The organism is Wolbachia endosymbiont of Ctenocephalides felis wCfeT (assembly GCF_012277295.1).
Classification (GTDB): domain Bacteria; phylum Pseudomonadota; class Alphaproteobacteria; order Rickettsiales; family Anaplasmataceae; genus Wolbachia.
In genome coordinates this window covers 1,197,824-1,213,440 of the sequence record NZ_CP051156.1, presented here as the reverse complement: position 1 = coordinate 1,213,440, position 15,617 = coordinate 1,197,824, and the positions used below count along the sequence as shown (strand labels likewise).

The window sequence follows — 15,617 nt, the reverse complement described above, 5'->3', positions numbered from 1 at the left end:
GGCGGTAAAATAAAGAGTAGACAAGGAATGCTAAAAAGGTAAACTAGAGTGGCTGTGAGGTAATATGGTTGATCTTTTAGAATTTTGCGAAAGTTTAAGCAGACTATAGAAAAGTTAGAAACAAAAATAGAAGAGCTTAAAGCAGAAAATAAAGCGCTAAGGATCGAAAACGCTGAGTTAAAAGAAAGGCTTGGCTTAAGTTCAAAAAATTCATCTATACCAAGCTCCAAAGAATTATATAAGATGAGGGAAAATAAGCCAAAAAGTGACAGGAAAGTAGGAGCACAGGTTGGACATAAAGGCAGTTACCGCCCTAAAATGGAGGCAGATGAGATGGTAAAAATAGAACTGCCCAATACGTGTGAGTGCGGAGGAGAAATTGCGGTATCAAAAGATCCGTATACTCATCAAAAGGTCGATTTGCCGGAAATCAAGCCGTATGTAGTTGAATATCAACTAGAGCATGGACGTTGCAAAAAATGTGGAAAAAGAAAAAGTAGCAAGCTACAAGAAGGAGTAACTGCGGACACATTTGGTCCAAGAGTTAAGTCAGTAATTGCAGCATTAAGTGGATTTTACAAGAATTCGAAAAAAGAAGTGGCAAATATTATAAAGGACATTTTCAACCTGGATATCAGCGTCGGTAGTGTATCAAATAGCGAGGCTAGAGTGGCAGAAAAATGCCAAGAAGCATATGAGCAAATTGAGGAAGAGGTAAGCAAGAGCAAAATTTTACATATCGATGAAACTAGCCATTACAACAAAGGTAAACAGGGCTGGTGCTGGATGTTTGCGAGCAAAATAGGAAGTGTGATCAAATTGACAGAGTCAAGAGGGATGAAAGTCCTGGAAAATAGTAAATTTGGAAAGAATAACAACCTAGTAGTGACCGACAGATATGCAGCTTACAACTACTTTTCCAGCAAGAAAAGGCAGGTCTGTTGGGCACATTTAGCAAGAGATTTTGAAAGGTTGTCTCATAGTTGGAATAGCGAAGTGAAAGTTTTGGGGTATTATTTAAGGAATGTTGCTACTGAATTATTTGCATTGAAAAAAGCTCTGTTAAAGGATGAAATAGACACATTAAGGTTCATAAGAAGAGCAAGAAAATTACGCAAGCGAACGAGATATTACTTAAAGAATATATCAAATTTACCCGAGGCAATTGGAGCGTCTCGAGTAGCAAAAAATATCATGAAATCGGATCTGATGATGTGGAAATTTTTGGACGATCCAGAAAATATTCCACTGACAAACAACTATGCTGAGCGACAGATTCGGCATTACGTTGTTTACCGAAAAGTTTCATATTTTACACAATCGAAACGGGGAAATATGTTTCTTGAGAGGATAATTTCATTGTACTTGACTTGGAGGCAAAAGAAGTTAAATCCTTTTCAAAACCTACTGGCTATTGCTTCTTAAGCCATACACCTGAATGGATACAAATAACTCTTTGCAAAACGTGTCAGCCAAGTAGCTGACACCACAGCTGTACGAACGTTGCGTTTTAGGCCAGTGACCTGTAAAATAGTGTTATCTAAGTAGCCGACCTTTACAGTGACTCTAATTCACATAATAACTTATCGCTGTGTACATTGAGCTGGTTGTACGTGTTTAACATGTGATACAGAATCTAGAAAAGAATTATCTTGATCCAATCCATCCTCAATTGACACAGGATATAGAAAATAATTATCTTGATCCATTTCTTCTTCTGCAATTTCTGTTACAGTAGCAGGTTGCTCCATATTACTGGCTAATTTTTCCAATTTTTTCACTTTACGTTGAAGTGTTTTTATTTCTCTTTTATCGCGAAATTTATTAATAACATCACTTACAACAAGAGCGATAGCTCCAGAAGTGGAAGATTCGATACGTTCTCTAAGAAGGTGTCTGCAAACTCAAGAATTAGCTAATTTAGTAAGCATAATAGTAGTCATATTAAAGAAAATATTGGTTTCCGAAGTTTGAGGAGAATGCTCATAATCCTTACTCATACGCCTAAAATTGGAAAGCCAAGCAAAAGTTCTTTCAACAATCCAACGCTTCGGTATAACCTCAAATCCCGCAATATTAGGAGCTTTTTTTGCTATTGTAAATAAACATCCTGTTTTTATTAAGCATCTGTTTTTAAGGTTACCTGTGTATCCTTGATCAGCAAAAAACCTCTGTAATGTTGGTATTTTTTGTTTTGCTTTTACCAGAAGATCTAAAGCTCCCTCGCGGTCTTGGATGCTTGCACTGTGTACATCTGCCGTAATCACGAGTCCTAGCGTGTCTACAATAATATGCCGTTTTCGACCTTTTATTTTCTTGCCAGCATCGTAACCTCTGGCCCCCCTTTTTGAGTCGTTTTTACTGATTGGCTGTCAATTATTCCAACTGATGGTGTGGCTCTTTTACCAACTACCTCCCTTACTTTTTTTACTAAAATATCGTGTATTTCTTGCCATTTTCCAGTGTTTTTTAGTCGTGTGTTCCAACTGTAAATTGTCTTCCATGGTGGGAAATCCTTAGGTAATTGTCTCCATTGGCAGCCTGTTCTCATTACGTACCTTATTGCATTAATAATTGTTCTAATATCGTGTTTTCTTGGTCTACCTGTCTTTTTTGGCTCAAAATATGGCTTTAAAATTTCCCATTCACTGTCTTTTATGTCACTTGGATACATGTTAAAGTTATCCTTGTATCACATAATTGTCCTTTTTTCTACTTTTCTACATACTTTGCAGACACCTTCTTAGGGGGGTGCGTGATTCTAGTTTTAATTGTAGTTCTGCGATCTTATTTTTGCATATTCCCTGACGTTCTTCAACTTCATCGAATGATTTCAATTTTTTTGGCATAACTTACTCCTAATCATTTATTAATATTATTAATTATTTAATATTAATATTTAATATAGTAAGAAACTGTGCGTCAACAGATAAAAATGTACGTTTTTGGCATTATCTAGATTTTGTACTTAGTCTCGTGTTGGAGCAGCAAAACAGGACTTAAAACCTTGTGCAATGTCATTCATTATAGCTAAGTAGGCGCTTTCTCCAGATTCTATTTCTGCACCAATAGGATCAAGAATTGTTGTTCTTGTGTCACTAGAAAGGATTTGAGGTTTTATACTGTCTTCTCGCGAGTGAGAAAGTATACACTTAATATTTTCTTTCTTCATTACCTTTCTCAACTCCATTAAGGTTCTCATTCCAAGATATGAATCTTCTTCTATGGAAAGTATTACACTTGGACTGTTTAAACCAAAATATTTTTCAAAATACTGATAAGCATCGTGAGTTACTATATATTTTTGATTTCTAAAGTTATTTAGATCTTGCGCAATTTTCTTTACTTCTTGGTCTATTTTTTCTACTGCTTTTACTGCATTAGCATTATATCGATAAGAATTTTCCTGATCCAAATCAGACAAAGTTTTACTTATCAAAAGTATCATGCTTTTTGCATTTTCAGGACTTAGCCAAATATGCAAATCTTTTTTACCGTGAACATTGGCAACCTTTTTGGAAAATGAATGTGGTCGAGTAGGCAGTAGGTCAATAGTTTTTGATAATTGCACTAACCTCTTATTATCCTTAGAAAAAGTTTTTACAAATGTCTCTAAGTTATCATCGACATAAAATACCACATCACTGAGCTCCAGACTACTTGCATCAGAGGGCTTTAATATATAATCATGTTCAGACGTTGTGTAGTCTAACAAATCTGGTTCTAAGATCCCATCTGTCACAGAAGCTACAAGTGAATGAATAGGCTTGATTGTAGCAACAACTTTTAAACTAGATGAAAAAGCGTTATTATAGTATAGTGTAAAAGCAATTAATAAAAGAAAAGCCAGTAAATGTCTCATACAAACGTTGAGAAAAAATTAAACTTTATCAAAAAATTAAATAATGTCAATAATTGTATCCTAAACATAGAAAATTTCGCCCTTTCATACGACAACAAAAAAGTTCTTGATGACATAAATATATCAGTAGAAAAAGGGGATGTGGTTACAATACTTGGTCCAAATGGAGGAGGAAAAACTTCCATAGTAAAGGCAATTGCTGGCATAAATAAAAAATATACTGGTAGTGTTAAATTTGCTGACAATATAAAAATTAGCTATATGCCACAAAATTTTAGCATCAGCAATTTGATACCAATAACAGTTGAATACTTCCTTCTCAATAGCTTTTCAAAAGAGCTGAAAAAAGATCAGTCTATTATTCAGGAGGTGATTGAATTAGTTGGTATTGGCAATATTTTGAAAAATCAAGTATTGGAGATTTCGGCTGGACAAACACAGTTATTACTGCTTGCGCGTTGTTTGATTGCGGAACCTGATCTGATCATTCTTGATGAGCCAGTAAGTGCGATGGATATTAACGCAAGGACCAAGTTCTATAATATCATAGCTGAAATAGCAAAAAAACGATCAGTGTCGATTCTGATGACATCTCACGATCTTAGCTCTGTTGTGCCGTGCTCGGATTATATAGTTTGTATAAATAATACTGTCTATTGCCAAGGTAAGCCTGATGAGATTTTAAAAAATAAAACTCTAAGTGAAATATTTAGTAGTTATAAAATGAAATGATTCAGAATGTCCTACGCCTACTACGCGTGATTGCAGTACTTACTCGTTATAATATATTACCGCACTTGTTACCGCCATCAAAAAAGTCTATAAATAGAATATGTGGACGGAAGCTAAAGTGCGCCCTTGAGAAATTAGGTCCAGTATTTATTAAATTTGGGCAGTCTATTGCATCACGTACTGATCTTTTAAGCGAGGACATAACAAACAACTTATTGTTAATATGTGATAGACTGCCCTCTTTTTCACATAAGATAGCAGTTAAAACTATAGAAAGCGAGTTTAATTGTAAATTAAGTGACATTTTTTCAAGCTTTTCTGAAGAGCCAATTGCAGCAGCATCGATTTCGCAGGTGCATAGAGCAACCACAATTGAAGGAAAGGAAGTAGCAGTAAAAATTTTAAGGCCAAATATTGAAAAAATATTTTTCAGAGATATAAAAATGCTTTATTGGCTTGCAGAGCTTGCAGAAAAACACAGCGAACAATCAAGGCGGCTCAAACCGATTGAATTGGTAAAGACTTTTGCCGAAATTTGCAAATTAGAATTAGATTTGCGCTTTGAAGCTGCTCATTTCTCAGAGTTAAAGGAAAACACAAAAAATGACATAGGTTTCTACGTGCCAGAAGTAAATTGGAGTAGAACTTCAAAAAGGGTTTTAACGTTGGAATGGATAGAAGCAACACCGATCTATGAAGTTGACAAATTAAACAATCACAAGCAAATAGCTATAAATCTTATAGAATCATTTTGCAATCAAGTATACAGGGACTGTTTCTTTCACGCTGATATTCACCCTGGAAATTTAATGGTTGATAATAATGGTAATGTTATTGCCCTTGACTGCGGTATTATGGGTCGAATAGACCGTGAGACATGTTATTATGTTATAGAGATACTTAAAGGATTTTTAAACCGCGATTATGATCACGTTGCGAAAATACATTTTAAAGCTGGGTATGTTTCATCAGAGCACAAAAATTTTGTTACAGCTTGTAGGGCAATAGGTGAGCCTATTATCGGGCAACCTGTACAGAAAATCTCATTTGCTAACTTACTTACTCAATTGTTAAAAATAACTGGAGATTTTGATATGAAAGTTCAAACACAGTTATTGTTACTGCAAAAAACTATGATTCTTCTTGAGGGAACTTGTCGAAAAGTTTACCCGGAAATTAATATATGGAAAGTAGTTGAAGCATGGATAAACAGCCAACATGAAGGTAAAATAGGATATAAAGAAAAGATTAAAAATTCCTATCCTATAAAAACAATAAAGGGGATGTTCGATTTGATAGAAAAGTTAAACTTAATTGCTGATCAAAAATTGGAAAATACCAGAGTAAAGAGCAAGCAAAATGGGAAAATTTATCTTTTGTTATGGTCTATAATTATAATCTTAGTTATTAAAATTTTTATTTTTTAGATGCGTAAAACTTTAGCTGTAAATTCTTCCTTTTATTCCATTATAGTTGTTGAATCCCTATATCCGTGCACTGACGTATCCATTCAGCCGGGCGGTAAAATAAAGAGTAGACAAGGAATGCTAAAAAGGTAAACTAGAGTGGCTGTGAGGTAATATGGTTGATCTTTTAGAATTTTGCGAAAGTTTAAGCAGACTATAGAAAAGTTAGAAACAAAAATAGAAGAGCTTAAAGCAGAAAATAAAGCGCTAAGGATCGAAAACGCTGAGTTAAAAGAAAGGCTTGGCTTAAGTTCAAAAAATTCATCTATACCAAGCTCCAAAGAATTATATAAGATGAGGGAAAATAAGCCAAAAAGTGACAGGAAAGTAGGAGCACAGGTTGGACATAAAGGCAGTTACCGCCCTAAAATGGAGGCAGATGAGATGGTAAAAATAGAACTGCCCAATACGTGTGAGTGCGGAGGAGAAATTGCGGTATCAAAAGATCCGTATACTCATCAAAAGGTCGATTTGCCGGAAATCAAGCCGTATGTAGTTGAATATCAACTAGAGCATGGACGTTGCAAAAGATGTGGAAAAAGAAAAAGTAGCAAGCTACAAGAAGGAGTAACTGCGGACACATTTGGTCCAAGAGTTAAGTCAGTAATTACAGCATTAAGTGGATTTTACAAGAATTCGAAAAAAGAAGTGGCAAATATTATAAAGGACATTTTCAACCTGGATATCAGCGTCGGTAGTGTATCAAATAGCGAGGCTAGAGTGGCAGAAAAATGCCAAGAAGCATATGAGCAAATTGAGGAAGAGGTAAGCAAGAGCAAAATTTTACATATCGATGAAACTAGCCATTACAACAAAGGTAAACAGGGCTGGTGCTGGATGTTTGCGAGCAAAATAGGAAGTGTGATCAAATTGACAGAGTCAAGAGGGATGAAAGTCCTGGAAAATAGTAAATTTGGAAAGAATAACAACCTAGTAGTGACCGACAGATATGCAGCTTACAACTACTTTTCCAGCAAGAAAAGGCAGGTCTGTTGGGCACATTTAGCAAGAGATTTTGAAAGGTTGTCTCATAGTTGGAATAGCGAAGTGAAAGTTTTGGGGTATTATTTAAGGAATGTTGCTACTGAATTATTTGCATTGAAAAAAGCTCTGTTAAAGGATGAAATAGACACATTAAGGTTCATAAGAAGAGCAAGAAAATTATGCAAGCGAACGAGATATTACTTAAAGAATATATCAAATTTACCCGAGGCAATTGGAGCGTCTCGAGTAGCAAAAAATATCATGAAATCGGATCTGATGATGTGGAAATTTTTGGACGATCCAGAAAATATTCCACTGACAAACAACTATGCTGAGCAACAGATTCGGCATTACGTTGTTTACCGAAAAGTTTCATATTTTACACAATCGAAACGGGGAAATATGTTTCTTGAGAGGATAATTTCATTGTACTTGACTTGGAGGCAAAAGAAGTTAAATCCTTTTCAAAACCTACTGGCTATTGCTTCTTAAGCCATACACCTGAATGGATACGAGATGTAGTATGTTACCGAACTATTTGAGCTGTTGTTCTATGATTGAAGAACGGCTCTAACGTGAGCTCTGCTTCTACCCTTTGAGGTGAATTATTTACTTCAACTTCTTCATCCTCATCTGTGCTCACATCATTACTTGAGGCTTCACCATATTCCGAACCTGCATATATCATTGATAAAGGTTCTCTTGTACCTACACGCCGTAAATCATAGTTACTGAGGAGGTAATCACATACTAATCCTGCTTGATGCAGTGCAAGATTATCTGCTTGTAATTGTTCTTTTTCCTGAGTCAATTGCTGTATATGCCTAAATAAATTTTTATTTTCTTCAGTCAGCTTTTCTACTTTAACGCGATCGTTCATCACCTTATATGAAAACACAATTACCAGAACAGAAAGTATAGCCAAAGGAATGGCAGCAGTAGATATACTTAAAGCTAGAAGTGGAGATATGAAACTAGCATAAGGGGCTACAATAAGCGTAAGTAACGTAAGAGCAGCAAAAGAGCCAGCTATAATATAAAGGGAAAGGGTATTATTTTTGTTAAGCAAACTGCTCATTATTACTTCCTCACAAATGAAACTTTGTTATTATATTATATATGTAATTTATTGAGTCAAGCTAATTTTAGTATACTAAAAAACCTATTGATTTTTAAATAGAGTATTTACTACAACTCTGCCCCTACGGCGAATTTTCCATTTTCTGTTTTGAGTTCTGGCTGCGCGTTTTCATTCCATTCTATCACTTCAGCATTGCAAACAGTCTGTAAGTCACTCTGTACAGATTTATCCAATTTACCCTCTTGAACATTTGCTTTTATTGCTAACCTTTTTATTAAATGCTTAACAGAAACATTATTATCTGCCTTTATTTTCCTTACTAAATTCAATACTTGTATGCAATCATCTCCCATTTCTTCCGATTGTTTCTCGTAGATAAGTTCTTCCTGTTTTGGCCAATTGCTTTGATTATGCACAGAATTTTCACTATACAATTGGCAATATATTTCCTCTGCAATGTAAGGCAAGAAAGGTGCAAATAGCCGTAAAATAACATTTAATGTATATGATAAACTTTGTTTAGCACTTAAATTTGCTTCTTTACTCACCGTATCGCCATATGCACGTTTTTTTACTAATTCTAAATAATTGTCACAAAAATCCTTCCAGAAGAAATCCTCTATAGCGCTTAAAGCTTCGCTATATTCAAACTGTAATAAGCTGATTGTTGCTTTTTCTACAACTTTAGATAGTTTAGATAATATCCACTTATCCATAGTTTCACAGATAGAATCTATGCTTAGCGCTTGATGTTTTTCCATAAATGTAGAAACGAACTTACTAGCATTCCAAAGTTTTGTTACTAAGCGCTTGCCGATTTTAAACACATTTTCAGAATAAACCGTATCAACTCCAAGCCTTGAATTTGCTGCCCAATAACGCACTACATCAGCTCCATACATATCAAGTATCGAGTGTGGAGTGATGATGTTACCTTTTGATTTACTCATCTTTTTTTTATCATCAGCTAAGCACCAACCACTGATCATAATATTTTTCCATGGTAAAGAATCTGCATGGTAATGTGCTTTTAAGATCGTATAAAAAGCCCAAGTTCTAATTATTTCATGACTTTGGCTGCGCAAATCTGCAGGAAATATCTTATCGTAACGGTTGCCTGGCAAGCCAAATTCATCATTTACTGCTAATGCATTTAATTGAGGAGTTATTGCACTTGTAGCCCAAGTATCCATCACATCCTGGTCTGGAACAACTTCATCTTTGCTGTACCCTTTTGGCAAGTCTTTCAGTGGATCTATCGGGAGATCATTTACTTCAGCCAGGATGATTCTACCCTCTTCACCTTTACGTTTTGAATACCAAGCCGGAAACGGCACGCCAAAGTAGCGCTGCCTTGAAATGCACCAATCCCAATTTAATCCCTCTATCCACACTTCCATACGCTTACGCATAGTGCTTGGATGCCAATTACATTCTTTAACTTTATCCAACATTTGAACTTTCTTATCTAGTGTGTTGATAAACCATTGATAAGTAGGCAATATTTCAAGTGGTGCACCAGATCTTTCCGCGCATTTAACAGAATGAGAAATGTGAGTGCTTTCTATAAGCAATCCTCTTTCTGTTAAAATCTCAATTATTCTCTTTCTTGCTTCTTTTACCTTTAGTCCGTTTATTTCACTTAACACATCCTTTGTCATCCCAGTGCTACGACACTGGGATCCATTATTGTCAAGTGCCGAACCTAGATCTATCCTCCCATCCTGGTCAATAATAATCCTCATTGGTAGGTTATGTTTCTGCTGCCAATATATATCAAACTCATCACCAAACGTGCAGCACATCACCAGCCCAGTGCCTTTGTCCACTTTTACCTTATCATCAGCTATTATTGGCACTTTTGCTTCTGTGATCGGCACTATAGCCATTTTTCCAACCAGATGGGTATAACGCTCATCTTCTGGATGGCAAAAGACTGCAACACATGCAGGAAGTAATTCAGGTCGCGTGGTTGCAATGTTTATTTGCTCATTTTCTTCACTTAAAAAAGTTATCGTATTTAAAGATGATTCAAAAACCTTATCTTCAATTTCCGCTTGTGCGATTGCGGTTTTATCAACTGGGTCCCAGAGAATTGGCTGCATTTTTCTGTATGCATATCCTTTGTTATAAAGATCAATAAACGACATTTGAGAAAGTGCCACAGTTTCTTTACTGATCGTATGATACTCCAAATCCCAGTCATAACTAATGCCAACTGACTTAAACAATTCCTTAAATTCTTGCTTTGATTTATTAATTACTTCATGACACATCTCTATAAATTTCTCTCTGCCAACTTCCTTTGCGCGAGTTTTATAGGTCTGCTCAACTAATCTTTCAGTTGGAAGTCCGTTGCAGTCAAATCCAATTGGGTAAAAAACATCCTTGCCCAACATGCGTTGAAATCTTGCGATAAAATCTGTGTGGCAATAGCTGAATATATGGCCAATATGTAGCTTTCCTGATATGGTAGGTGGGGGTGTGTCTATAGTAAAAGTATTTGTACCATTCCACTTATAAACTTTACTATTTTCCCACAGTGTGTTGTATTTATCCTCTACTTCTTCAAAGTTGTACCTATCTGCTAACATTGACATTTATAACTATTCTTAAAGCAAAGTTAGCACAATTAAGCAAATATGGCAATTTTAATATAAATTTATTGACATATTTAATATCTTTCAATAAAATTAATAGAAAGCTAAAGAAAGGTAAGATATGATTAATTTTATCAATGATTTATTAAATAAAGTTAGATTTACATGGGCTAGTCTAATATTAAAGATAAAGAATTTCTTTTCAGGTTCAAATGAAGATAAATCTAGCAAATTAAATGATGAAGCAGTTATTTCCAAAACGGAAATAACTGATAATCATGCAGAAGATAAAAAGCAAAGTAGAGATAATAATATTGATTCAGAAGAAGATTGGCACGATGCCTTAGAAGAGCGAGAGGAATTCTTTGATGCTGTTGAAGATTTAAGTGAGCAAAAAGCTAACAAAAGAAAAGAATATGAGGAGAATAAGTACTATAGCCTGCAACAAGATTTACACGAGAAAATTGAATTTGATCGCTCAACTCAAACTCTTGCACTTGCTTTTGAAATTAACAAACCGAAGCAAGGAGATTCTAATCAAGACCTTAGTAAATTTAAATTACGCGAGCTTAAAAAAAATGATAACCTATATACATTCACTCTAGAAGATGATAAGAAAGATTGCATAGAGCTTCATTCTACATATCTCAATATGTATTGTCCTGAGTATTTTAGTAAACACAATGATAAGAGTATATACACTGAACTTTTTTCTCCGAAAGAAAACGGAATTAGCAATGATATTATAATCTCACTACAAATTCCACGTGGGATGGATATACTCACTAAAAAATTTGATTGGTATAACCCTATGATGAAAGATGCAGCTTCTTCATTAGGTACTAAAACAGAAACAAATTGGCCGATAAAGGACGTGCTAGTTAGAGGTGATTTTATTAATACTATTAATAAACATATTTGTAAGCAGCCTGAAGTTGAAGAAAAAAAGAGTTGTGAACCTTTTGAGGTAACTGACGTGAAAACATTGCAAGGTATAGGTATTTAAAAGTGGTAGCTTAATAAAAGCAAAAAATGCTGTATCCATTCAGGTGTATGGCTTAAGAAGCAATAGCCAGTAGGTTTTGAAAAGGATTTAACTTCTTTTGCCTCCAAGTCAAGTACAATGAAATTATCCTCTCAAGAAACATATTTCCCCGTTTCGATTGTGTAAAATATGAAACTTTTCGGTAAACAACGTAATGCCGAATCTGTCGCTCAGCATAGTTGTTTGTCAGTGGAATATTTTCTGGATCGTCCAAAAATTTCCACATCATCAGATCCGATTTCATGATATTTTTTGCTACTCAAGACGCTCCAATTGCCTCAGGTAAATTTGATATATTCTTTAAGTAATATCTCGTTCGCTTGCGTAATTTTCTTGCTCTTCTTATGAACCTTAATGTGTCTATTTCATCCTTTAACAGAGCTTTTTTCAATGCAAATAATTCAGTAGCAACATTCCTTAAATAATACCCCAAAACTTTCACTTCGCTATTCCAACTATGAGACAACCTTTCAAAATCTCTTGCTAAATGTGCCCAACAGACCTGCCTTTTCTTGCTGGAAAAGTAGTTGTAAGCTGCATATCTGTCGGTCACTACTAGGTTGTTATTCTTTCCAAATTTACTATTTTCCAGGACTTTCATCCCTCTTGACTCTGTCAATTTGATCACACTTCCTATTTTGCTCGCAAACATCCAGCACCAGCCCTGTTTACCTTTGTTGTAATGGCTAGTTTCATCGATATATAAAATTTTGCTCTTGCTTACCTCTTCCTCAATTTGCTCATATGCTTCTTGGCATTTTTCTGCCACTCTAGCCTCACTATTTGATACACTACCGACGCTGATATCCAGGTTGAAAATGTCCTTTATAATATTTGCCACTTCTTTTTTCGAATTCTTGTAAAATCCACTTAATGCTGCAATTACTGACTTAACTCTTGGACCAAATGTGTCCGCAGTTACTCCTTCTTGTAGCTTGCTACTTTTTCTTTTTCCACATCTTTTGCAACGTCCATGCTCTAGTTGATATTCAACTACATACGGCTTGATTTCCGGCAAATCGACCTTTTGATGAGTATACGGATCTTTTGATACCGCAATTTCTCCTCCGCACTCACACGTATTGGGCAGTTCTATTTTTACCATCTCATCTGCCTCCATTTTAGGGCGGTAACTGCCTTTATGTCCAACCTGTGCTCCTACTTTCCTGTCACTTTTTGGCTTATTTTCCCTCATCTTATATAATTCTTTGGAGCTTGGTATAGATGAATTTTTTGAACTTAAGCCAAGCCTTCTTTTAACTCAGCGTTTTCGATCCTTAGCGCTTTATTTTCTGCTTTAAGCTCTTCTATTTTTGTTTCTAACTTTTCTATAGTCTGCTTAAACTTTCGCAAAATTCTAAAAGATCAACCATATTACCTCACAGCCACTCTAGTTTACCTTTTTAGCATTCCTTGTCTACTCTTTATTTTACCGCCCGGCTGAATGGATACACCAGACTTTATTCTTATTAACGGCCATACCCATAATGGTATTCCAATAGCGTATATGGATTGATACCAATTATATACTATTTTTTCATATAATGAACATTTGCCAGCTTTAGTTTCCTCATTTACTGTAGAATGAGTTTGAATATTTTGCTTTGTGTCAAATTTCATATTTGCTCCTTTTATTAAATAATATGATTAAATTATAAACCATACTATTGAGTGTGTAATTGAATATAAATTCAATTTTAAATAGAAGAAATGAATGTTAATAGAAAATTAATAACTAAAGCACTGGGATAAAAAAATATTGGAGGCAGCCCTTATGGCGTTATCCCAGTATCAAATATTGGGACAACACCATTTAGAGAATCGTACTATAACGTTCGTACAGTTGTGCGCTTACGCGTGGGAAAATTCAGTCTGGGTAGCATTGTTTCCTTCATTTTCTAAAGACTTATCAATTTTCTCCAAGTCAGCTTTCTCCAAGCCAGTGTTAGGCTCCTCCTTTGCATCATTCAAAGGGGAATTTTCCTTCATATCTGCAGCAGGGTTTTCTTCCTGATCTTTTTTAAGCTTAGCTTCTTCAACGATAGACTTTGATGCTTTGTAATCGCGAACATCATCCCTAATTTCTTTAATAGTAAAAACTAAAAACAAAGCTGTTAAAACCAAAGTAAATATAAAGCCTAGAAAAAATAATGCATTATCTGATCTAGTTATCTCTTTAGTCGCTATTTTTGATAAAGCAAAAATATACACAGCAGGTATTGCTATAGTACATAATATTAAACCTAAAGATGAGAGTACTATTTTAATTGCATAACGCTTTGCATAATCCAAAGGAAGCTTTCTAGAATTATCTCTCACGTCAAGCCCTGCTCCTTTTCCTTCTCTTACAAGGGTTTTAAATGCTGGCACATTTAAATAATCAGCTGCCATATGTAATAATGTCTTACCACCACTAAACTGGTAATTTACATTAAAACCACGTCCTTTCCACTCATCAAATGCCTTTTTATCTGCTATTAGTACCTTAGCTTTTATTTTTTTAATCGAGTCTAAACCATATCTTTCTTTAAATATTCCTGATAATTCTTGTCCGTACATAACTTCCTCATTTTTTTAAAATTTTAAATTAAATACTTAAAAAAGTCAAGTCCACATGTAGTATGTATAAAGAGTATTACTGAGCTCAAGATAAATACTGCTTAAGGATTTCAACGCCTTCATCAATTTCCTTCTCAGTAACAATTAGTGGAGGTAAAATTCTTACAACATTGTCTGAGGTTACTCCAACAGTAAGCAAGCCACGGTAGCTCAGCTCTTCTGCAAATTTTTGATTATCTGTTTTAACTTTTATTCCAAGCATCAATCCTCTTCCTCTTACCTCCTCTATTACTGGAAATTCATTTGCTAAGATTTTTAGTTTATCTTTTAAATATTTACCTCTAGTTTCAACATTTTCTAAAAATTGAGGGCTGAGCAATTCATTGAGCACAGCATTGCCTACTGAAGTTGCAAGTGGATTGCCACCGAAAGTAGAACCGTGCATGCCAACTGCCATGTACTGAGCAGCTTTTTCGGTTGCAAGACAAACTCCAAGCGGAAAACCACCTCCTATTCCTTTCGCAAGGGCACATATATCAGGTTTAACCCCTACATGCTCATATGCAAACAATTTTCCTGTTCTACCAGCTCCACACTGCACACAGTCGAAAAATAGTAATATGTCATTCTCATCACATAAATTTCTTAACTCTTGCATAAAGGTATCTTCCATCACTTTGATACCACCCTGCCCTTGTATTGGTTCGATTAATATAACACCTATGTTATTAGAAATTGCTTTCTTTACACTTTCAATGCTCGGTTCAACATTATCACACCAATCGATATAAGGATTTAACAATTCAGAAAACTTGTGCTTATCATTCGCAGCACAAGTTAAAAAAGTTCTGCCATGAAATGCACCATGAAACGTTAAAATTCTATGGCGATTTTTTTTGCCTGTTCCGTTTTGATAGGCTCTAGCAATCTTTAGCCCACACTCTACTGCCTCTGACCCAGAATTTGCAAAAAACACAGTGTCAGCGAAGCTATTTTGTACCAAATTTTCTGCAAAGTTATTAGCAGTCGGTATATTGTAAGTATTTGATATGTGCCACAACTTTTCTCCTTGTGTTTTAAGGGTGTTAACCAGTCGCGGATGAGCATGTCCTAGATTACTTACTGCTATGCCAGAGTGGAAATCAACATAATGCTTATCATCATTATCATATAAATAGGCACCTTTCCCGTAAGAAAAATTTATGCTAATAGGAGAATAAACTGGCAAGTTAGTAGAAATTGTCATAAAAATATTATGTGTTAAATTTTATTATTAATAACATGAAAG

General features: G+C 35.1%; 10 protein-coding genes and 4 pseudogenes. 5 read left to right on the top strand and 9 right to left on the bottom strand.

Features of this window, described 5'->3' with window-relative positions:
• The first annotated feature begins 64 nt into the window (after positions 1–64).
• A pseudogene (tnpC, locus tag HF197_RS05890) lies at positions 65–1,425 on the top strand (IS66 family transposase).
• A gap of 158 nt (positions 1,426–1,583) precedes the next feature.
• Here the strand turns inward: tnpC (HF197_RS05890) and HF197_RS05885 are convergent.
• From HF197_RS05885 to HF197_RS05875, 3 genes and pseudogenes are all read right to left on the bottom strand, one after another.
• Positions 1,584–1,781 (bottom strand): hypothetical protein, encoded by a 198-nt coding sequence (locus HF197_RS05885; RefSeq protein ID WP_168464622.1) that lies wholly within the window; start codon positions 1,779–1,781, stop codon positions 1,584–1,586.
• Between the two features lie 123 nt (positions 1,782–1,904).
• A pseudogene (locus HF197_RS05880) lies at positions 1,905–2,674 on the bottom strand (IS5 family transposase).
• 294 nt (positions 2,675–2,968) lie between these two features.
• Positions 2,969–3,862: a zinc ABC transporter substrate-binding protein gene (locus HF197_RS05875; RefSeq protein WP_168464621.1), complete on the bottom strand. Its 894-nt coding sequence runs from the start codon at positions 3,860–3,862 to the stop codon at positions 2,969–2,971.
• Here HF197_RS05875 and HF197_RS05870 point away from each other — a divergent pair.
• From HF197_RS05870 to tnpC (HF197_RS05860), 3 genes and pseudogenes are all read left to right on the top strand, one after another.
• Positions 3,854–4,594 carry a metal ABC transporter ATP-binding protein gene (locus HF197_RS05870; protein ID WP_168464620.1) on the top strand — a complete coding sequence of 247 codons (741 nt, stop codon included), beginning with the start codon at positions 3,854–3,856 and terminating at the stop codon, positions 4,592–4,594. The two genes, HF197_RS05875 and HF197_RS05870, sit on opposite strands and share 9 nt — an antisense overlap.
• Positions 4,591–6,021 (top strand): 2-polyprenylphenol 6-hydroxylase, encoded by a 1,431-nt coding sequence (ubiB, locus tag HF197_RS05865; protein WP_168464619.1) that lies wholly within the window; start codon positions 4,591–4,593, stop codon positions 6,019–6,021. The genes HF197_RS05870 and ubiB overlap by 4 nt, the downstream gene beginning before the upstream one ends.
• Before the next feature lie 154 nt (positions 6,022–6,175).
• Positions 6,176–7,536: pseudogene (gene tnpC / locus HF197_RS05860) on the top strand (IS66 family transposase).
• A gap of 34 nt (positions 7,537–7,570) precedes the next feature.
• Here tnpC (HF197_RS05860) and HF197_RS05855 read toward each other — a convergent pair.
• Together HF197_RS05855 and HF197_RS05850 are read right to left on the bottom strand one after the other, a co-directional pair.
• The gene (locus HF197_RS05855; protein WP_168464618.1) at positions 7,571–8,122 is read right to left on the bottom strand and encodes a hypothetical protein; all 552 of its coding nucleotides are present in this window, start codon (positions 8,120–8,122) and stop codon (positions 7,571–7,573) included.
• A 110-nt stretch (positions 8,123–8,232) separates the two neighbouring features.
• Entirely contained in the window at positions 8,233–10,719 is a 2,487-nt protein-coding gene (locus HF197_RS05850; protein WP_168464935.1) for a valine--tRNA ligase, read from the bottom strand.
• A 127-nt stretch (positions 10,720–10,846) separates the two neighbouring features.
• Between HF197_RS05850 and HF197_RS05845 the strand changes: the two genes are divergently transcribed.
• The gene (locus HF197_RS05845) at positions 10,847–11,731 is read left to right on the top strand and encodes a hypothetical protein (protein ID WP_168464617.1); all 885 of its coding nucleotides are present in this window, start codon (positions 10,847–10,849) and stop codon (positions 11,729–11,731) included.
• 52 nt (positions 11,732–11,783) lie between these two features.
• Here the strand turns inward: HF197_RS05845 and tnpC (HF197_RS05840) are convergent.
• From tnpC (HF197_RS05840) to HF197_RS05825, 4 genes and pseudogenes are all read right to left on the bottom strand, one after another.
• Positions 11,784–13,143: pseudogene (tnpC, locus tag HF197_RS05840) on the bottom strand (IS66 family transposase).
• A gap of 22 nt (positions 13,144–13,165) precedes the next feature.
• Positions 13,166–13,390 carry a hypothetical protein gene (locus HF197_RS05835; protein WP_168464616.1) on the bottom strand — a complete coding sequence of 75 codons (225 nt, stop codon included), beginning with the start codon at positions 13,388–13,390 and terminating at the stop codon, positions 13,166–13,168.
• A 231-nt stretch (positions 13,391–13,621) separates the two neighbouring features.
• The gene (locus HF197_RS05830) at positions 13,622–14,329 is read right to left on the bottom strand and encodes an ankyrin repeat domain-containing protein (RefSeq protein WP_168464615.1); all 708 of its coding nucleotides are present in this window, start codon (positions 14,327–14,329) and stop codon (positions 13,622–13,624) included.
• 85 nt (positions 14,330–14,414) lie between these two features.
• Complete coding sequence (locus HF197_RS05825; RefSeq protein WP_168464614.1) at positions 14,415–15,575, bottom strand: aspartate aminotransferase family protein; 1,161 nt, start codon at positions 15,573–15,575, stop codon at positions 14,415–14,417.
• Positions 15,576–15,617: the final 42 nt, after the last annotated feature.